We start from the raw sequence: 18,198 nt of genomic DNA, 5'->3' as shown, positions 1-18,198 counted from the left end.
CTCTACGCAGCCACTCCCGCCCGCATCCGCGCCACGATCTGCTTCGCGGCGACATCGGCCCCGGCCAGCAACGGTGAGGGCACCCCCGGGCTGGCGCCGATGGCGCTGCCGGGCTGGGTGCTCTGGGCAGGGATCCCCAGCACGATCACGGAGGGGTCGACGCTGCCGTCGGCCGCGATCAGGTTGTGTCCGCTCCCGAGGTGCTCGGTGTCCTCGGCGTACTCGGCGCCGGTGGCCTCGAGGCTCTGGGTGGGCACGCCGTCGACGGTGTGGATCCGGGCGCGACCGGAGTCCAGCAGGGAGCGCAGCAGCGGATCGTCGGTCTCCGGGATCCTCCCCTTGGACATGCGGGTCTCCAGCAGCACCCGCGCGGTGGCGACTCGGCCGGTGATCGGCGAGGCGGCACGGAAGACGCCCTCGTGCTCATCGGCCTCGACCACCGTCTCCGGGCCGAGCAGCTCGATCACGCCGGCCTCGAGCAGGGCCAGCACCAGGCGCACGCGATCCGCGGGCGGCCCGGAGGCCAGTGCCAGGGAGTCTCCGTCGAACCAGCCGAGCACGTCCCGGGCCAGCGAGGTGCCGTGGAACGCGCCGAGCTTCGTCAAGCGTCCCACCTGCTTGCGCAGCGCCCCCATGGCGCCGTTGACCGCGGCGCGGGGGTGGCCGGCCGGGACGGAGAGGGAGCCGAGCTCGTCCTCGACCAGCCGTGCGACCATCGCATCCCACTCGGCGCCGCTGACCGCGTCGCCGACGGTGGGGCGGTGCAGCTCGTCGAGGGTCCAGGTCCAGCGGGGGTCGCCGATCGCGGCCTCGAGCACGGCATCGACCTCGTCCTGGGTCTGCGCCGCCCCGAGGCCGCTCAGCCAGTCGCCGGTGATGGCTTCCGGCGCCAGCTCGGTCAGCGCCTCGAGGTACACGCGGGCGAACTCGCGGGCCATCAGCGGCCACACTTCGGCGGCGAAGTCGACGTCGGAGCGGGCGGAGAGGTCTGCGACGTGCTCGGGAGTGAGCCAGCGCGGGGTGAAGGGGCGCACGGCGCGGCCGCCGTCGGGCTTGGAGCGGTAGGGGACGCCGCGCCGGGAGCCGACCACGAGGTGCGGCTCCCGGCCGCTGGGCACATAACGCAGCCGTCCCGTCGGGTCACCGGGGACGGACCCGAGCGCCCCGCCCCATTCCGCGGCGAGCTGGCCGATGACGTCGAAGAAGTTCGCGCCCAGGCCGCGCACCAGGACGCTCTGCCCGGCCGGGAGGGCGGTGTAGTCGCGTTCGGCGGGCATGCCGGGCTCGACGTAGCGCAGGGCGAAGCGCTCGGCGGCCTCGAGCAGCGCGGTCACCTCCGGGGTGCGGCGGGCCTGGACCATGCCCTGGGCGAGCACCACGGTGGGGGCGCTCAGGCGCCGGCCGTCCGCGAGCACCGTGACGACGTCGCCGCCCTCCCCCACCCGCTCGAAGTCCACGACCCGGCCGTGGATCTCCTCCACCTCGACGTGCCCGGAGGCGATCGCCGCCTCCAGCTGGTCGCGGAAGTAGACCCCCTGCAGGCGGCGGGAGGGGAAGGTGGCACCGACCAGTGCCCGGGCCTCCTGCAGCACCCACGGGCCCACGCGGTGGCCGCCGGCGTCGACGACGGACCGAGCCCACTGCACGAGGTCCGGGCCGGGCGCGGCGGGCCCGCTCATCGGGGTGGATTCGTCGGGGTGGACGGTGGTGGCATCGGCCTGCGTGTTGTTGAGGTACTCGCCGGGTTGATCGATCAGCCAGGTCCCGCCGGACCCGACGGCGAGGGCGTCGATCACGGCGAGGCGGAGCGGGGCCCGCCCGTCGGCCGCGACGCGGGCGGCACTGCGCAGCACCGTGGCGACCCCTCGGGGCCCGCCGCCGACGATGATCCCGTCGAGTGCTCTCATCGCGTTCCCGTCGGGGCCTCGAGCTCGTCGAGGCGCGCGCCGGTGCGGGTGAAGCCGTGTCCGTCCACGCGGGGGCGCACCTCGACGACGTCGTCGCTCGATTCGACCTCGACATCCACCTCGTAGACGGTGCGCAGCGTCGCGGCCTGCAGCGCCTCGGCAGGAGGGCCGTCGGCCGTGACGTGCCCGCGGTGCAGCACGATCACCTGGTCGCAGTAGCGGGCGGCGTGATTGAGGTCGTGGATGGCGATCAGGGCGCTGATGCCCTCCTCACGCGTGATCTGCCGGACCAGCTGCAGGGTCTCGATCTGGTAGCGCAGGTCGAGGGCACTAGTGGGCTCGTCCAACAGCAGCACGCGGGTGTCCTGGGTGAGCGCCCGGGCGATGAGAGCGCGCTGGGCCTGGCCGCCGGAGAGCTCGGACATGCTGCGCTCGGAGAGGTCCGTGAGCCCCATCCGCACGATCGCGTCCTCGACCTTCGTGCGGTCCTCCTCGCGCGGGGTGAGGCCGTAGTGCGGGGTGCGGCCCAGCATGACGGCCTCGCGCACGGTGAGGTCGAAGGGGGCGTCACCGGCCTGCGGGACGTAGCCGACCACCTTCGCGAGCTCGCGGCGTCCCAGCGAGGCGGTCTCCCGACCCTCGACCGTGACCCGACCGGCCTTCGCCCGGTGCACGCCGGCGATGGCCTTGACCAGGGTGGACTTGCCGGAGCCGTTGGGGCCCAGCAGGGCGCAGAAGGCCCCCGGGGCGACCTCGAAGGAGATGTCCTCGAGGATCTTCCGCTTCCCATAGGAGAAGGAGAGGGTGTCGACGGTGAGGCTCACTTCAGGGTGTTCCTTCGGGTGAGGATGAGGTAGATGAACACGGGACCGCCGATGAAGGCGACCACGATGCCGACGGGCACCACCGCCGGGGCGATCACCGTACGGCCGACGGCGTCGGCCACCAGCAGCAGGAGCCCACCGGAGAGGGCTGCGAAGGGCAGCAGGTGTCGGTGGTCGGCGCCGATCGCCAGGCGCGCGATATGGGGGCCGACGAGTCCGACGAAACCGATGATCCCGCAGAAGCTGACCACGACCGCGGCCAGCGTGACCGCCAGGGCGATCAGGCCGACGCGCAGCGGGCCGACGTTCACGCCGAAGCTGCGGGCGGCGTCGTCGCCCGCGAAGGCGATGGCATTGAGATCCTTCGAGAACCACAGGGTGAGCGGGATGGCGATCGCGGTGATGATGCCGACGACGAGCACGTCGTTCCAGCTGGCGTCGTTCACGGACCCGAAGGTCCAGCGGATGATCGCCTGCAGCGTGTTCTCGTTGGCGGTGAACTGCAGCGCCGAGGTGAGCGCCTCGAAGATCTGGGTCATGGCGATGCCGAGCAGCAGCAGGGTGGCCACGGCCATGCGTCGGGCGGTCGCGATGCCGAGCACCACGGCGGAGACCGTCAGCGCCATCACCATCGCCCCGCCGATGGTGGCCCAGACCGGCAGCTGGTTGGTGCCGGCCACGGTGATCACCAGGGCCGCCCCGAAGGCGGCCGCCGGGGACACGCCCAGCGTGAAAGGGCTGACCAGCGGGTTGCGCAGAAGCCCTTGCATGAGCACACCGGAGACGGACAGGGCGGCGCCCGCGGCGAAGGCCAGCAGCACGCGCGGCAACCGCAGCTGGGTGATCACCGAGTAGGACGAGGCGAACTCGGCGCTGATGGTCCCGCCGAAGATGCTGAGCATGATCGAGCGGACCACGTCGCCGAACCCGACCCCGGAGGTGCCGATGGTCACCGCGGTGACCAGGGCGAGCACGGAGGCGATGAGACCGACGACGAGGGTGAGGGACTTGCGCAGCTCGCGGCGGCGGGCGGCGGTCGTCCCGGCGGACTCGGGGGCTCGGGCGTCCTGGCGCGAGGTCTCGAGGGTGGCCGTCATGAGGTGGGCCCCTGGACGTAGTCGGCGGGATCGCTGAGCCGGGTCTCCTGGAACTCGGTGACCCAGCGGGTGAGGTACTCGTCAGGATCGACGCCCTCGAGCTCCTCGGGATGGAGCCAGGCGCCGAGGTAGAGCGCGCCGATGGCCTTGCCGAGGGCGGAGGTGGCCCAGCCGTTCGCGATCGCGACGTTCCCGTGCTGCAGTGCGGTCATGCCGTCCCAGCCGGGCCGGGCGGAGATGTTCTCCCGGATCTCCGCGAAGCGGTCGACGGGCTCGGCGGAGGGCTCGAACTCGTGGACGATGAACTGCGGGTCGCGCAGCACCACCTCGCTGGGGTCGACCGTCAGCTCCTCCTGGGCGTCGCCGCCGGAGGCGTCGGAGAAGATGTTGGTGCCCCCGCCCGCCTCGATCATGGTGTGGAACCCGGAGCCGGGCAGTGCCGTGAGGTACGGCTCGACGGTCTCGAAGTACACGGGGACGGCCTGCACGTCGGCGAGGCGATCCTGCAGGAGGCCCGTGATCTCGTCCTTGAAGTCCAGGACGGTCCGGGCCCCGCCCTCGGCGCCGAACACCTGCCCCAGCAGGGTGATGGTATCCTCGACCACCTCGGTGTCCCAGGCGGTCGCGACCACCATCGGGATGCCGAAGGGCCCGAGCTGCTCGGCGGCCTCCTGCCAGATGGCGTTGCGGGGAAGGATCACCACGTCGGGTTCGAGCTGTGCGATGGCCTCGTAGTTCAACTGATCCAGGCCCTCGGCGATGACCTCGCCCTCCTCGAGGGAGAGGTACGGCAGGCGGTCGAGCGAGGCGCGGTCCACGCCGACGACCCTGTCCCCCGCGCCGATCGCGCGCACGAACTCGTTGGTGTAGCTGTTCAGGACGACCGCGCGCTGGGCGGGACCGGGAAGCTCCACCTCCCGGTCCTGGTCGTCCACGAGGGTGACGGCCTGGCCGCCGCCGGAGACTCCCTCACCCTCCACGGTCACCTCGCCGCAGGCGGCGAAGCCCAGGACGGGCAGGGCGGCGACGGCGGCGCCGAGCAGGGCGCGGCGGCGGAGTGCAGAGGTCATGGCTCCTCGGACGGGATCGGGATGTGGGGTGAGGCGGGGCGGTCAGGCGGCGGCACGCTCGGCGTCCGGCAGGGACGGCTCACCGAGGCTGAGCATGAGGCGGTTGGCCCAGGCGAAGAAGGCGGCGGCGGTCAGGAGATCGGCGATCCCGGCCGTGGTGAGGTCGCTCTCGCGCAGCGGCTCGAGATCGGCGGAGGTGAGCCGAGGGCGCGGGCGCGAGAGCTCGGCAGCCACGGTGATCACGGCGGACCAGCGGGGATCCTGATCGGCGGCCAGCGGGGCGAGGTCCGCGGCGATCCAGTCGCCGTCACGCACGAGGTCGGCCGCGAGCAGCGCATCGACGTCGTTCTCGCGCTGGGAGAATCCGGCGGACTTCCGGGCATGCACGGAGGCGCAGTAGATGCAGTCGTTGACCTTGCTGGTCACGGCCGCAGCGAGCTCGCGCTCGGCCTTGGGAGCGCCGTCCCGGGGCAGGAAGATCGCATTGTCCAGGGCGCTGCGGGCGGTGGTGATCCCGGGAGTCAGCGAGAGCATCCGGAAGTAGACGCTGTTCGTGCTGGACTTGGAGGCGAAGGACGCGCGCTGGTGCTCGGTGAGCTCGTCCTCGCCGGGCACGGCGATCCACGGTTCCCACTGGAGGACCTCACGGGTGAAGGCCGACGGGCGGGTGCGACCGGTGACGGTGGGGCCACCGTGCGCGGCGGCGCGACCCCGGGTCAGCGGACTGCGGGTCGGCGCGATCGCCGTGGGCACCTCGACGCCGTGCAGGGCGGCCAGGCCCACGACGAGCCGCTGGAGATAACTCTCGAAGGAGACGAGCTGGCTGACCAGGACGGCCAGCGAGGAGTCAACGCCGGCCCCGCGGAGGCGCTCCTGGTCCTCGCGGCCGATGAGGGCCGGGGAGATCGAGAGCAGGTCGACGTGGTCGCGCAGCGCGTTCAGAAGCGTCGCGCCCAGGCCGTGGAGGTCCGTGGCGATCGGGTCGGCGGCGGTGAGGCGGGCGTCGGCGCCCTGGGCTGCATGCCATTGGGCCAGCGGACCGCTCCCCTGCCAGTCCGCGGCGACGACCGCGAGCGCGTGCAGCACCGGAGCAGGGAGCAGCTGCTCGCTGCGGTACAGCGCGTCGTAGGCCTCGCGGGTATGGGCGAGGACCTCGGGCCGCAGCGCGGTCAGGGCAGCGCGCACCTCCGGGGCCTCCGGGGACTCGGTGAGGACCGCCGCGAGGATCTGGTGGGCGTCGAAGGGCGTGGGCGCATCAGACATACAGCCATCTTATGTCCGTGCCAAGCCGCACTATGCCTTAGAAGAGTGTGGGAGGGCTCACCCGAGGATTCGGTGACCAGCTCATGGCCGCGGAGCGGGTCACACGTCGTCACCGGCACGCTCACTCCTTGGCGGCGAACAGCATCTTGTAGCTGAGCCCCGCGATGGCGGCACCGATCGCCGGCGCCAGGAAGAACAGCCACACCTGCGCGAGGGCGGCCGGGTTGAACACCGCCACGGCCAGGGAGCGGGCCGGATTGACGGAGGTGTTGGTGACCGGGATCGCGACCAGGTGGATGATCGTCAGCGTCAGGCCGATGGCCAGCGGGGCGAAGCCGACCGGGGCGCGTCCGTCGGTCGTCCCGAGGATGACCCACAGGAATACGGCGGTCAGCACGATCTCGAGGACCAGCGCCGCGAGGAGGCTGTACCCGCCGGGCGAGAGTTCCCCGTAGCCGTTGGTGGCGAAGGAGCCCGGCGCCGTCGGATCGATCGCGAAGTCGCTCTGCCCGCTGGCGACCACGAAGAGCACCGCCGCGGCGACGATGCCGGCCACGATCTGCGTGAGGACGTAGGGCAGCACGGCCTTGGCCTCGATCCGACCGGCCAGGAATACACCGAAGGTCACGGCAGGGTTGAAGTGGCCGCCGGAGAGGTGACCCAGGGCGTACGCCCCGGTGAGGACCGTCAGGCCGAAGGCGAAGGCCACACCGAGGAAACCGATGCCCAGGTGAGTGCCATCGGGGTTGACGAAACCGGCCGCCAGCACGGCGGCGCCGCAACCGCCGAAGACGAGCCAGAAGGTGCCGAGGAACTCGGCGGCCAGTCGGGAGAACAGGGTGGGGGCGGAGACGTCGGGCATGGGGACCTCCGTGAGGATCCGGGGAAAGGGGCGCCGGGTGTGATCTGGATGACCACCGGCCCTGCCCGTGAGTCTGGCACGTCCTGACCGTCCGGTCACGGAACCCACCGGACGCGTCGGTGCGGCGGGCACCGCGCCGATCAGCCCTCGACCCAGCGCGGCTCTACCAGCGTGATCCGGGGTCCGGCCCCCTCGATGCGCAGCAGCCTCACCAGCTCGGCGACGGCGATCTCGCTGATCTCTATCCGTCGGGGGTCGATCTGCGGCACCGCGGCGAGCAGCGGGCTGACGTCGACCAGGTCTTCGCCGCTGAGGGCGATGAGCACCCGGGTCTCGTCCACGAGCGCACCGGTGGCGGCCATGGCGAAGAGGGCCTGGCGCACCCCGGTGATGCCGGACAGGGCGGTGCGCTGGTTCGGCAGGGTCATGCGCAGGGCCCGCTCCGGCGCCCCGGACAGCGGTCCGTGGTCGAGGACCACCTCCAGGTCGCTCTCCTCCGCGCTGTCCTCGACCCCGGCCAGGAAACGGGAGACGTCATTGCGTTCGCGCTTGCGGTCCGGCGCCCCGAACAGCAGCAGGTGGTCGCACCTCTCCTCGACCGCACGTTCGACGACCATCCGGCCCAGCATCTCGAAATCGAGGTCGACGACCGAACCCTGCGGGAACTCCTCCGGCTTGCCGATCGTCACGAACGGCAGCCCCGACTCGATGACGGGGGCGACGCGCTCGTCGTGCCGGTCGAGTTCCATGAGGATCAGCGCCTCGCACACCCCGGTGCGCACCACGCGACGGATCCCCGGGGCACCCTCCTGAGCGGTGACCAGCAGGATGTCGTAGCCATGGCGCTGGGCCTCGCGCGCGATGGCGCCGATGAAGACCATCAGCACACCGTCGTCGGCGTCGGCCTCGGGGACCATCAGCCCGATCACACCGCTGCGCTGGGAGCGCAGGGTGCGGGCACCGGAGTTGGGGTGGTAGCCGAGCTTGTCGATCGCGTCCTCGACCCGTGTCCGCGTCGTCTCGGAGATGGGGCGGGAGCCGGTCAGCACATAGCTGACGGTGGACTGCGAGACGCCGGCCAGGCGCGCGACGTCCTGGCTCGTCGGCGGCTTCTTGCGCTCACCTCTCCTGCCGGCCATGGCTCCCTCCCCGTCCCCGGTGCTGCTCTCTGCGGCGGCTGGTCCACCTCTCTACCAGGTCCGCAGCCCCGCGATGCCAGTCTTCCACGCCGAGAGGGCGTGACTGCGTCCGTCCGCGAGATCGAGCTCGCGGGCCTCGGCGAGAGCCTCGTCGAGCACCTCGGCCAGCTGCACCCGGCGTCCGGCGTCGGCGGAGCGGACCGCGGCCTCGACGATCGCCTGGGTCCAGACGTTGCCGTGGACCTCGGAGTCGGGGACGGACGCACCGCGCAGCGCGGCGCAGAACTCGGCCAGCGAGGCGTCGAGCTCCCAGCGGGACCGTTCCGAGGGGGCGCGGCCGTCGATCTGCTCGCCCACCTCGGGCTGGGCCGTCGGCGGGTTCTCACCGTCCCAGTGGACGCTGCCGCTCGCGCAGCTGAGCTGCCAGTCGCCGTTCCAGCTGGTCTCGCGTCCCGGGGCGGCCCAGGAGCCGGAGTAGGTGTGCACGGCGCCGGTGTCGTAGGTGATCGCGACGGTCGCCGCCGCGTCCCCGGCGTACCAGCTCCAGCTCGGGTTGTAGGTGGTGGCGGTCACGGCGACCGGATTGCCGTCGATCAGCACGCGGCCGGCGTCGAAGGCGTGGATCGCCATGTCGACCAGCAGCGGATGCTCCATGGCGTCACGGAAGCCCCCGAAGCGGGGCGCCTTGGCGAAACGGGTGTCGACGATGCCGACCCCGCCGAGCTCCTCGGCGAGCCGTCGCGCCTCGTGCAGGTGGGGGTTGTTGCGCCGGGACTGGGAGACCATGAACAGCCTCCCGGTGGCCTCGGCATGCCCCGCCAGCGACACGGCCTCGGCGAGGGTCGCCGCGCAGGGCTTCTCGCCCAGCACGGGGTAGCCGGCGTGGAGGGCGTCGGCCGTGACCGGATGGTGGGCGGCCGGGATGGTCACGTCGATGACCGCCTCCGCCGATGCCTGCCGGGCGACGGTGACGGCGTCGGTGCCGGTGACGATCTCGGTGCGGCGCTCCGCGGGGACGAGCTCGTCGACCGCCCGCTCCGCGGCGCCCTCGAGCACGTCGACGACGCCGACCAGGCGGGCCTCCTGCGCCTGAAGCACGACGCGCAGCCAGGTCCTCCCCATGCCGCCGGCGCCGACCACGACGACGGGGACCGGGGTGATCGCGGTCGCGCTCATGCGCTCTTGCCCGCCGCGGCCGCGTCGCCCAGGCCCTGCCCACCGGAGCCGGTGAGGAACCAGTCGGTCTCGTAGCGGTCCAGGAAGGGGACCTCGCGGTCGGCGACCGCGGGACGGGCCCACCCCACGCCGTTGGCGATCACGCGGCGGACGTCGGGATGCTGGTAGACGGGGTAGTCCTGGTCGCCGGGGCTGAAGTAGAAGATCTTGCCCTTGCCGCGACGGAAGGTGCAGCCGGAGCGGAACACCTCTCCCCCGCTGAAGGAGGAGACGAACACCAGCTCCTCGGGCACGGGGATGTCGAAGTGCTCGCCGTACATCTCCTGCTCGTCGATGATCAGCGGGTGCGGGACGCCCTCGGCGATGGGGTGGGAGGGGTTCACGGTCCAGACCAGCTCGCGGTCGGCCTCGTTGCGCCAACGCAAGGTGCAGGTGGTGCCCATGAGGCGGGTGAAGGGCTTGGACCAGTGCCCGGAGTGCAGCACCACCAGGCCCATGCCGGCCAGCACGTGCTTCTGGACGCGCTCGGCGACCTCGTCGGAGACCTCGTCGTGAGCCATGTGGCCCCACCAGGTCAGCACGTCGGTCTGCGCGAGGACCTCCTCGCTGAGCCCGTGCTCGGGGTCATCGAGCAGGGCGATCCGGGTGGTGACGGACTCGCCGTGATGCTCGGTGACGGCGTCTCGGATCGCGGAGTGCATGCCCTCGGGGTAGTGGTCTCGCACTCGCTGGTCACGCTGCTCGTGGCGGTTCTCGCCCCAGACGGTCACGCGCAGCGGCGCGGCAGCTGTGGAGGAGGTGGTGGGCGTGGTGGTCGTGGTGGTCATCGAGGTGTCCTTCCGTGGGGGTGCGGGTTCGGGGGTCATTTCACGGCCCCGCCGGTGGCACCGGCGGCGACGTACTTCTGGGCGACGATCATGAGGATCACCGCGGGCAGGGAGGAGAGCACGGCCGTGGACATCACGGCGCTCCAGTCGGTGTCGTTGGTGCCGATGTAGGTGTACAGCCCCAGCGTCACGGGACGGATGCTCTCGCCGGTGGTCAGCGTCAGCGCCATCAGGAAGTCGCTCCAGGCGAACAGGAACGAGAAGATCCCGGCAGTGATCAGGGAGTTCTTCGAGACCGGCAGCACGATCGACCAGAAGGCCCGCACGTGCCCGCAGCCGTCGACCCGGGCGGCCTCGACGATGGAGGTCTCGAAGGTCTCGAGGTAGGCGCGCATGATGAGGATGGCGAAGGGGATGCCCTGGGAGGCGTCGGCGAGGATCAGCCCGGGGATCGAGTTGATCAGTCCCAACGGGGTGTACACGGTGTACAGCGCATTGGCGATGACGATGCCGGGGATCATCTGGCTGATCAGCACGACGAACAGGAGCACGGCGGTGCCCTTGATCTTGAACTGGGCCAGCGCGTACGCGCAGGGGGCGGCGATCGCGACCGACAGCACGCAGGCGCCGATGGCGACGATCAGGGAGGTGATGAGGTTCTGACCCTGGTCGGCGATCGCCCGGGAGTACCCGGAGAAGTCCGGGTTCAGCGGCAGCCACTGGGTGCTCAGGCTGTTGCCCGCCGGGGCGAGGGAGGCGTTGAGCATCCAGTAGACGGGGAACAGCATGATCGCGATCAGGACGATGCCGATCACGGTGTGGATCCAGGAGCGGCCGGTTCGTCGGGATCGTGGGGTCGGGATCGCGGCGGGGCCAGCGGTGGTGGCGGTGCTCATCGGGGTCATCCGTTCTTCGCGGCGCGAGCATTCGCGCGCAGGTAGACGATGGCGAAGGCCAGGGCGATCAGGATCAGGATGTTGCTCAGTGCGGCGCCCTGGCCGAAATCGAACTCGATGAAGGACATCTCGTAGCTGCGGGTGGCAAGCGTCTGGGTGGCGTTGGCGGGGCCGCCTCCGGTCAGACCGATGATGAGGTCGAGGACCTTGATCGTGTAGATCACCCCGAGCAGGAGGACCACGGAGACCACGGGCCGCAACATCGGCAGCGTGATGTGCCGGAAGGACTTCCAGCCGGTGGCGCCGTCGAGCTGGCCGGCCTCGTAGAGCTCGTCGGGGATCGACTGCAGCCCGCTGTACAGCAGCACCACGTTGAAGGGGATGCCCAGCCAGATGTTCACGATGATCACGGCGAGCAGGGCGGTGTCGGAGCTGACCAGCCACGGGATCGGCTCGGAGATGAGACCGACGCCCTCGAGGAAGCGGTTCAGCACCCCGTTGTCCTGCTCGAGGATCCAGCGCCACACGGCGGCCGAGACGATCATCGGCAGCAGCCAGGGCAGCAGGAGCAGCGAGCGCAGGAAGCCCGAGAGCGGGAACTGCTTGCGGAAGTAGAGGGCCAGGGCCATACCGAGCACGAACTGGCCGATGATCGAGCCGACGGTGAACAGGGCCGTGTTGCCCAGCGCCCGCAGGAAGATGGGATCGGAGAACGTGGCGGTGTAGTTGGTCAGGCCGATGAAAGGAGCCTTGCCGTTGAAGAAGGTCGCGAAGTCGTAGGCCTGGAAGCTCATCACGACGTTCTTGAGGATCGGATAGCCGAAGAAGGCGACCATGTACACGGCCGCGGGCAGCACGAAGGCGTAGCGGACCAGGAGGTCCCCTCGCCGAGCCCGGCGGCGGGAGGCCGTGGCCGGGCCGGAGGCCCGGGCGGCGAGCTGGGTGGTGGTGGTCATGTCTGCTCCTTCGTCAGCTCACGGTCCGGGCGGCTTCGTCGAACGCCTCGGCCGGGTCGGTGTCGTCGACGAGGACGCGCTGGTTGGCGGTGTAGATCGCCTTGGCCGTGCGCGGCCAGTCGGGGCCCAGCTGGGCGGTGCGGGAGCGTGCGGTGGAGACCTGCTCGACGAAGGTGCCCAGTTCCGGGTGCTCGCGCGCGAACTCCTGCGCGGCCTCGGCGTCCCCCGGGATCGTGGATCGCTCCCCGGCCATGTACAGCTGGTTCTCCGGGGCGACGAAGGCCTTCAGCAGCTCGGCGGCCTTGGCCTGCTTCTCCTCGTCGCCGGTGACGGGCACCGTCCACACCTCGCCGCCCAGCGGGGCGATCGGGTCGGTCCCGGCCTCGGGCACAGGGATGGTGACCACGTCCCAGTCCAGGTCGGGGGTGTCGGCGTCCAGCCCAGCGATGTTCCAGGGCCCGTTGACGACCATCGCGACGTTGCCGGCCTTGAACTGGTCGATGACGTCGCCCTGGCCCCAGTTGACGACGGAGCGGGAGACCAGCCCGTCGCGCACGAGGTCGGACCAGAACCGGCTGGCCCCGATCACGCCCTCGCCGTCGAGGTCGGTCTCGTCGCCGCCGTGGGACCACATGAAGGGCATGAACTGGAAGGTGCCCTCGTAGCTGGCGATCGCGGAGAAGGCCAGACCGTAGCGATCCTTCGTGGTCAGCGCCTCGGCCGCCTCGCGCAGCTCGTCCCAGGTGGTCGGTGGTGCGAGGCCGGCCTGCTCGAGGGCGGCCGCGTCGTAGAACAGGGCGATGGTGTTCACGGTCGGGGCGATCCCGTAGAGCGTCCCGTCGTACCTGCCGAGGTCGGCGACCGGGGCGGTGAGGCCGTCGGTGGTGATCCCGTACTGCTCGAGCGGGGCGAGAGCACCGGAGGCCGCGACCTGCTGGACGTTGGGGTTGTCGAGCATGAGCAGGTCGGGCAGGGTGCGCGAGGATCCCATCTGGAGGACCTTGGCGATCAGCTGGTCGCCGGGGACCCGCTCGCGGGAGAAGGTCAGGCCCAGCTCCTCGGCGCACTTGGTGAAGGTGCCGTTGATCGCGACGTCGTCGGCGGGGGTGTTGTAGTAGTCGACGATCCGGAGGGCACGGGGATCGTCGCTGCCGGAGTCGGAGCCGCAGCCGGCCAGGCCCAGCAGTCCGGGGACGGCGAGGGCGCCGAGCCCGAGGGCGCGTCGACTCAGGGGGCGGTCCGGGAGCCTGCGGCGCGGGGCGCTCGCGGCGGATCCGGGCGGTCCGGGCGGTCCGGGGATGGAGGACATGGTCATCCTGCTTCCTCTGTCTCGATCCCTATTGTCGATTCGTATCGACACGGGATGCTCGGCGGCGGTGGCGATGAGCGGGAACTGGGCGCCCGACGCGATCCGTGGCACCGACGCCGGTGCGGACCGCGCGCGGCGGTGTCGGCCATCATGGCGCACGATCTGGGCCGATGCAAGGGGGATTCCAACGATGCGGACTCCCTTGCCGATGTGCTCCGACGTGACGTCATAGCGTTCGCACAGGCCATGGACTCTCCCGCCACGGGAGTCATCGATTCGAATCACCTTCGTTGCCTGGGCGATCACTCCCCGGGCCCACCGGCCGACCGTTCCGAGGGCGGCGCACCGGGTCGACGTCACCGGCTCCCCCGATCCGCACCGCCGCCGGGACGTTTCGGTGGAACGGGCGCAGGGCTCGGCGTCCGACACGCGAAGCCCGACGGAGGCGCCCCGATTCCCCGTCACCGCCCTGGTGCTAGCGTGCCGGGGTGACCGCCTCGGAATCCCGCACCCCCGTCCAGTCCACCCCCGGCTCCCCGGAGGCCCGTGGCAGCGGAGGCATCGGCTTCGACCGCGAGAAGTACATCGACCTGCAGTCGCGCCACATCCAGGAGCGCCGCGACCGGATCGGCGGGAAGCTGTACCTCGAGATGGGCGGGAAGCTCTTCGACGATCACCACGCCTCCCGTGTACTGCCGGGCTTCACCCCGGACAACAAGATCGCGATGCTCGAGCGGCTCAAGGACGAGCTGGAGATCCTGGTGTGCCTCAACGCCAAGGACCTCGAGCGCCAGAAGGTCCGCGCGGACCTCGGGATCACCTACGAGGACGACGTGCTGCGGCTGATCGACGTGTTCCGCGAGCACGGCTTCCTGGTCGAGAACGTCGTGATCACCCAGCTCGAGGACTCCAACCAGGTCGCCCTGGCCTTCAAGGAGCGCTTGGAGCGCCTGGGACTGACGGTGGCCCGGCACGGGGTCATCCCCGGCTATCCGCAGGACACCGCCCGGATCGTCTCCGAGCAGGGTCTCGGCGCGAACGAGCACTCCCCCACCCAGCGCGATCTCATCGTGGTCACCGCGCCCGGGCCGGGCTCGGGCAAGCTCGCCACCTGCCTCTCGCAGATCTACCACGATCATGCGCGCGGGATCCCCGCCGGCTACGCGAAGTTCGAGACCTTCCCGATCTGGAACCTGCCCCTCGAGCATCCCGTGAACCTCGCCTACGAGTCCGCCACTGCCGACCTCGACGACATCAACCTCATCGATCCGTTCCACCTCGCCGCCTACGGCGAGCAGGTCACCAGCTACAACCGCGACGTCGAGGTGTTCCCCCTCCTGCGCACCCTGCTCGAGAAGCTCACCGGTGCCTCCCCCTACGCCTCCCCCACCGACATGGGGGTGAACATGGCCGGGCACTGCATCGTCGAGGACGAGGTGTGCCAGGAGGCAGCCCGCCAGGAGATCATCCGCCGCTTCTACAAGGCCGCGGTCGACGAGCGGATCGGCGACCACGACGACGTCGTCTCCCAGCGGGTGGCGATGGTGATGAGCAAGGCGGGCTGCACGGTGGAGGACCGCGCCGTCGTCGGCCCCGCGCTCGAGGTGCAGGAGCGCACCGGGGAGCCGGGCTCGGCGATGCAGCTGGCCGACGGCACGATCATCACCGGCAAGACCTCACCGCTGCTGGGATGCTCGGCGGCGATGCTGCTGAACGCGCTGAAGGCCCTGGCCGGCATCGAGGACACCGTCCACCTGCTCTCCCCCTCCTCGATCGAGCCGATCCAGACGCTGAAGACCGAGCGTCTGGGCTCGCTCAACCCGCGTCTGCACACCGATGAGGTGCTGATCGCGCTGTCGGTCTCGGCCGCCTCCGACGACCGGGCCCGCAGCGCGCTGGACGAGCTGCGCAACCTCTCCGGCTGCGACGTGCACACCACCACGATCCTGGGCACGGTCGACGAGGGGATCTTCCGCAACCTCGGGATCTCGGTGACCTCCGAGCCCCGCTTCCAGCGCCGCTCGCTGTACCACAAGCGCTGAGCCGACACACGACGAGGGCACGCCCCCGGCTCGGCGCCGGGCACGTGCCCTCGTCCCGTGACTGCTGGTCGGTCGGGTTCGTGACCTCAGCAGGATTGGACGCCATCGAAGCGCCCGGTGGGATCGTCATACGTGTGCTCCCAGCCGGCCTTGACCGTCTGGCACGAGAGATCGGGCGCGAATGCCATCACCACCTTGTAGCGATAGGACGAACTGCAGTTGTTCACCACATGAACATCGCCCTGGGCGTCGTCCCAGGCCTCGATGCATTGGGGCAACCCCTTGGTGGAGATGTCCCCCTCGGCGTCGGACGGCCCTGCGGCCTGCGCAGCGCCTGCCGTGGCCATCATCAGTCCTGCCGCAAGTGCTGCGGCCTTCGTGCACGTGGACCTCACGGTCACTGTGCTCGCTTCCCTTCTACACATCGACTCGGACACCCCGTCGTTCTGTGAGGCGCCTCACAAACGAGCTATCGATGTTACCATCCCGAGCGGTCCCCGTGAAGGCCCTCAGGGGAGCGACACCAGCGCCTGGACCGGGGCGTGGTCCGAGGGGTAGCGACCCTCCTCGTCGGTCGAGACGTTGATCGCCGCACTGTGGGTGGTGACCTCGTCGGTGCTCAGGATCCAATCGATGCGCGTGCTGCCCTCCTCGGGCTCCTCGTAGCCCACGAACGTGCCCCAGGCCGGGGTGAGCTGCTCCTCGGCGGTCTCCCAGGTGTCGACCGTCGGGCCATCCGTGACCAGCGTCGTGTAGGCCTCGGAGTCGCCCGCCGGGGAGTTGAAGTCGCCGGTGACGAGCGTGGCCAACCCGTCGAGCTCACCGCCCTCGAAGAGGTCGACCATGGCCTGGGCGCTCTTGACCCGCGACGGCTCCGACTGGTGGTCGAAGTGAGTGTTGATCATCGCGAACTCGGTGTCGGTCTTCAGGTCTCGCAGCCGCGCCCAGATGATCATGCGGCTGATCTCGTTGCCCCAGGTGGCCGACCCGATCACGTCCGGGGTGTCCGAGAGCCAGAACTGGTTCCAGGCCAGCAGCTCGAAGCGCTCACCGTCGTAGAACAGCGGGGAGTACTCGTCCTTGCTGCCGCCGTGGCGGCCGTAGCCGACGTACTCGTGGCTCGGCAGTGCCTCCTGGATGGCGGAGAGCTGGTCGAACTTGGCCTCCTGCACGCCCAGCAGCGTGGGCTGTTCGCGCTCGAGCAGGTCGATGAGGATCGGCCGACGGTCGGGCCAGTGGTCGGGATCCCCGCTGACGGTGTCGCTGGTGCGCGTCAGGCGGATGTTGAACGTCATCACGTGCAGGCGCCCCTCCGTCGCCGTGCCGATCAGCGGCTCCGGCGCCCCGGAGCTCTCGGGATTCGCGGGGGCGGACATGGCGGGGAGGGTGATAGCGGCGGTCACGCCGACAGCAGCGGCGCCGACGCCGGCGAGGAGGTGGCGACGATCAAGGGCGAGGGACATGGTGGTCTCCTGGTGATCTGGAACAGCAACCACCGGGACCGTATGCAGGCGCGAGCGGGCAAATCGGGCACGCCATACGGGCGACCGCGAGAGTTCACGCAGTCGGCATCGCGCCGTCACGGACGGCCTGATTCAGGCCGGGGTGAGCACCTCGAGACGATTGCCGAAGGGGTCGCGGGCATGGAACCGCACGAACCCCTCGAAGCTCGTGCGCTCGGCCCAGGAGACCTCGCCGCCGATGCCCTCGATCCGGTCCGCCATCTCGGTGAGCTCCTCGGCGGTGTCGACGACGAGGGCCGGATGCGCCTTCTGTGCGGGGCGGAAGGGCTCCTCGACTCCGCAGTGGATCTCGGCGAGGACGAGCCCGTCCTCGACGTGGCGGAACCAGCAGCCGCCGCGCCCGGCGAGCGCCCACGGCTTGTCGACCTCTGCGAGCCCGACGCCGTCCCCGTAGAACCGTCGGGCCGCCTCCTCCCCGCCGCGGGGCATCGACACCTGAACGTGGTGCAGTCGCATACGGCCTCCTCGATATCTTGGCGTCAAGGTACCAGGGACGGCGAACGTGACTCGGGCGGATGCTCGAGGAGCTGACACGCAGCGCTCAGGCGGAGCTCCGCGTCGGCAGCAGCGTCAGATACGCGAATCCCAGGAGGTCGCGGTGGCCGCGGAGCCAGATGGTGCGCTGCTGGTCGAGCTGGGCGCGGACCTCGTCCGCCCGGGGATGGATCCGGTGGGCGGCCAGCCATTCCTCCAGCGGCGCCATGTGCCCCGATTCGTAGGCTTCCCACTCCTGGCGGGTCACCGTCTCGGTGCCCAGTGGTCGGAACCCTGCAGCGATCGCGGCGTCCACCAGGTCGGGCAGGAGCAAGCAGTCTTCGATGCTCGTGCCCTCCCACAGCGCGGCGAGCTCCGCCTCGGTGGGAACGTGCTCCCAGTACTCGCAGCCGAACAGCAGCCTGCCCCCGGGGCGGACCAGGTCCCGCAGTCGCGCCAGCGCGACGGGGATGTCACCGAACGCCTGGAACGCCCCGATGTTCACCACGACGTCCGCCGCGGCGAGCGTGCCGCCGGCCTCCTTCGTCTCGAGCTGCACACGCTCGCCGAGACCGCGCTGCGTGGCGGCGAACCGGGCCCGGTCGATGTCAGGGGCGTGGACGTCGAGTCCCCTCCCCCGGGCATCCGGCACAGCGTCGAGGAGTGAGAGGAGCAGCTCCGCCCAGCCGCACCCGACGTCGAGGATGTCCGACGGGGCGGAGGCGGCGAGCTGGCGGACCAGTCGTGCGGCGCGCTCGTCCGAGAGCGGCGAGTTGAACGTCAGAGCCGCTCCGGTGCCGGCGGTGGGAGGATCCTGGGCGGAGCTCATGGGG

Annotated in this window: 17 protein-coding genes; 1 reads left to right on the top strand and 16 read right to left on the bottom strand. The window is 70.7% G+C overall.

Annotated features, from left to right (window positions below):
- Positions 1 to 2: 2 nt before the first annotated feature.
- The 12 genes from JOF43_RS20440 to JOF43_RS20385 all read right to left on the bottom strand — a co-directional run bounded on the left by JOF43_RS20440 (position 3) and on the right by JOF43_RS20385 (position 13,332).
- Positions 3 to 1,907 (bottom strand): FAD/NAD(P)-binding protein, encoded by a 1,905-nt coding sequence (locus JOF43_RS20440; protein WP_209904982.1) that lies wholly within the window; start codon positions 1,905 to 1,907, stop codon positions 3 to 5.
- Positions 1,904 to 2,731, bottom strand: coding sequence for an ABC transporter ATP-binding protein (locus tag JOF43_RS20435; protein WP_209904981.1), 828 nt, complete (start codon positions 2,729 to 2,731; stop codon positions 1,904 to 1,906). The genes JOF43_RS20440 and JOF43_RS20435 overlap by 4 nt, the downstream gene beginning before the upstream one ends.
- Positions 2,728 to 3,828, bottom strand: coding sequence for a FecCD family ABC transporter permease (locus tag JOF43_RS20430; RefSeq protein WP_209904980.1), 1,101 nt, complete (start codon positions 3,826 to 3,828; stop codon positions 2,728 to 2,730). Before JOF43_RS20430 ends, JOF43_RS20435 begins: the two co-directional genes overlap by 4 nt.
- Positions 3,825 to 4,898: an ABC transporter substrate-binding protein gene (locus tag JOF43_RS20425; RefSeq protein ID WP_209904979.1), complete on the bottom strand. Its 1,074-nt coding sequence runs from the start codon at positions 4,896 to 4,898 to the stop codon at positions 3,825 to 3,827. Before JOF43_RS20425 ends, JOF43_RS20430 begins: the two co-directional genes overlap by 4 nt.
- 42 nt (positions 4,899 to 4,940) lie before the next feature.
- Positions 4,941 to 6,161 (bottom strand): peroxidase-related enzyme, encoded by a 1,221-nt coding sequence (locus JOF43_RS20420; RefSeq protein ID WP_209904978.1) that lies wholly within the window; start codon positions 6,159 to 6,161, stop codon positions 4,941 to 4,943.
- A 121-nt stretch (positions 6,162 to 6,282) separates the two neighbouring features.
- Complete coding sequence (aqpZ, locus tag JOF43_RS20415; protein WP_209904977.1) at positions 6,283 to 7,023, bottom strand: aquaporin Z; 741 nt, start codon at positions 7,021 to 7,023, stop codon at positions 6,283 to 6,285.
- 140 nt (positions 7,024 to 7,163) lie between these two features.
- Positions 7,164 to 8,162 (bottom strand): LacI family DNA-binding transcriptional regulator, encoded by a 999-nt coding sequence (locus JOF43_RS20410; RefSeq protein WP_209904976.1) that lies wholly within the window; start codon positions 8,160 to 8,162, stop codon positions 7,164 to 7,166.
- Between the two features lie 51 nt (positions 8,163 to 8,213).
- Entirely contained in the window at positions 8,214 to 9,338 is a 1,125-nt protein-coding gene (locus JOF43_RS20405; RefSeq protein WP_209904975.1) for a Gfo/Idh/MocA family protein, read from the bottom strand.
- Positions 9,335 to 10,165: a ThuA domain-containing protein gene (locus JOF43_RS20400; RefSeq protein ID WP_209904974.1), complete on the bottom strand. Its 831-nt coding sequence runs from the start codon at positions 10,163 to 10,165 to the stop codon at positions 9,335 to 9,337. The genes JOF43_RS20405 and JOF43_RS20400 overlap by 4 nt, the downstream gene beginning before the upstream one ends.
- 35 nt (positions 10,166 to 10,200) lie before the next feature.
- Complete coding sequence (locus tag JOF43_RS20395; RefSeq protein WP_209904973.1) at positions 10,201 to 11,070, bottom strand: carbohydrate ABC transporter permease; 870 nt, start codon at positions 11,068 to 11,070, stop codon at positions 10,201 to 10,203.
- Positions 11,067 to 12,017 (bottom strand): carbohydrate ABC transporter permease, encoded by a 951-nt coding sequence (locus tag JOF43_RS20390; RefSeq protein WP_209904972.1) that lies wholly within the window; start codon positions 12,015 to 12,017, stop codon positions 11,067 to 11,069. Before JOF43_RS20390 ends, JOF43_RS20395 begins: the two co-directional genes overlap by 4 nt.
- A 13-nt stretch (positions 12,018 to 12,030) precedes the next feature.
- Positions 12,031 to 13,332, bottom strand: a complete 1,302-nt coding sequence (locus JOF43_RS20385; protein WP_245354634.1) for an ABC transporter substrate-binding protein — start codon at positions 13,330 to 13,332, stop codon at positions 12,031 to 12,033.
- A 554-nt stretch (positions 13,333 to 13,886) separates the two neighbouring features.
- Between JOF43_RS20385 and JOF43_RS20380 the strand changes: the two genes are divergently transcribed.
- Complete coding sequence (locus JOF43_RS20380; RefSeq protein WP_342592271.1) at positions 13,887 to 15,368, top strand: DUF1846 domain-containing protein; 1,482 nt, start codon at positions 13,887 to 13,889, stop codon at positions 15,366 to 15,368.
- Positions 15,369 to 15,454: 86 nt separating this feature from the next.
- On the opposite strand, the gene JOF43_RS20375 is transcribed toward JOF43_RS20380, so the two are convergent.
- From JOF43_RS20375 to JOF43_RS22810, 4 genes are all read right to left on the bottom strand, one after another.
- Positions 15,455 to 15,718, bottom strand: coding sequence for a hypothetical protein (locus JOF43_RS20375; protein ID WP_209904970.1), 264 nt, complete (start codon positions 15,716 to 15,718; stop codon positions 15,455 to 15,457).
- 159 nt (positions 15,719 to 15,877) lie between these two features.
- A complete protein-coding gene (locus JOF43_RS20370; protein ID WP_209904969.1) occupies positions 15,878 to 16,831 on the bottom strand; it encodes an endonuclease/exonuclease/phosphatase family protein in 954 nt (317 codons plus the stop codon).
- Positions 16,832 to 16,963: 132 nt separating this feature from the next.
- The gene (locus JOF43_RS20365; protein ID WP_209904968.1) at positions 16,964 to 17,347 is read right to left on the bottom strand and encodes a VOC family protein; all 384 of its coding nucleotides are present in this window, start codon (positions 17,345 to 17,347) and stop codon (positions 16,964 to 16,966) included.
- An 85-nt stretch (positions 17,348 to 17,432) separates the two neighbouring features.
- A complete protein-coding gene (locus tag JOF43_RS22810; RefSeq protein ID WP_245354633.1) occupies positions 17,433 to 18,194 on the bottom strand; it encodes an SAM-dependent methyltransferase in 762 nt (253 codons plus the stop codon).
- Between the last annotated feature and the right edge of the window lie 4 nt (positions 18,195 to 18,198).

This window comes from Brachybacterium sacelli, assembly GCF_017876545.1.
GTDB classification, from domain to species: Bacteria; Actinomycetota; Actinomycetes; order Actinomycetales; family Dermabacteraceae; genus Brachybacterium; species Brachybacterium sacelli.
The sequence above is the reverse complement of the archived record's forward strand: the minus strand, read 5'-3'. Positions and strand labels throughout refer to the sequence as shown.

Excerpts from the sequence above, each read along its gene's own strand:
- JOF43_RS20440 (WP_209904982.1), bottom strand. The coding sequence starts at position 1,907 with ATGAGAGCACTCGACGGGATCATCGTCGGCGGCGGGCCCCGAGGGGTC.
- JOF43_RS20430 (WP_209904980.1), bottom strand. The coding sequence starts at position 3,828 with ATGACGGCCACCCTCGAGACCTCGCGCCAGGACGCCCGAGCCCCCGAG.
- JOF43_RS20425 (WP_209904979.1), bottom strand. The coding sequence starts at position 4,898 with ATGACCTCTGCACTCCGCCGCCGCGCCCTGCTCGGCGCCGCCGTCGCC.
- JOF43_RS20420 (WP_209904978.1), bottom strand. The coding sequence starts at position 6,161 with ATGTCTGATGCGCCCACGCCCTTCGACGCCCACCAGATCCTCGCGGCG.
- aqpZ (WP_209904977.1), bottom strand. The coding sequence starts at position 7,023 with ATGCCCGACGTCTCCGCCCCCACCCTGTTCTCCCGACTGGCCGCCGAG.
- JOF43_RS20410 (WP_209904976.1), bottom strand. The coding sequence starts at position 8,162 with ATGGCCGGCAGGAGAGGTGAGCGCAAGAAGCCGCCGACGAGCCAGGAC.
- JOF43_RS20405 (WP_209904975.1), bottom strand. The coding sequence starts at position 9,338 with ATGAGCGCGACCGCGATCACCCCGGTCCCCGTCGTCGTGGTCGGCGCC.
- JOF43_RS20400 (WP_209904974.1), bottom strand. The coding sequence starts at position 10,165 with ATGACCACCACGACCACCACGCCCACCACCTCCTCCACAGCTGCCGCG.
- JOF43_RS20395 (WP_209904973.1), bottom strand. The coding sequence starts at position 11,070 with ATGACCCCGATGAGCACCGCCACCACCGCTGGCCCCGCCGCGATCCCG.
- JOF43_RS20390 (WP_209904972.1), bottom strand. The coding sequence starts at position 12,017 with ATGACCACCACCACCCAGCTCGCCGCCCGGGCCTCCGGCCCGGCCACG.
- JOF43_RS20385 (WP_245354634.1), bottom strand. The coding sequence starts at position 13,332 with ATGACCATGTCCTCCATCCCCGGACCGCCCGGACCGCCCGGATCCGCC.
- JOF43_RS20375 (WP_209904970.1), bottom strand. The coding sequence starts at position 15,718 with ATGATGGCCACGGCAGGCGCTGCGCAGGCCGCAGGGCCGTCCGACGCC.
- JOF43_RS20370 (WP_209904969.1), bottom strand. The coding sequence starts at position 16,831 with ATGTCCCTCGCCCTTGATCGTCGCCACCTCCTCGCCGGCGTCGGCGCC.
- JOF43_RS20365 (WP_209904968.1), bottom strand. The coding sequence starts at position 17,347 with ATGCGACTGCACCACGTTCAGGTGTCGATGCCCCGCGGCGGGGAGGAG.
- JOF43_RS22810 (WP_245354633.1), bottom strand. The coding sequence starts at position 18,194 with ATGAGCTCCGCCCAGGATCCTCCCACCGCCGGCACCGGAGCGGCTCTG.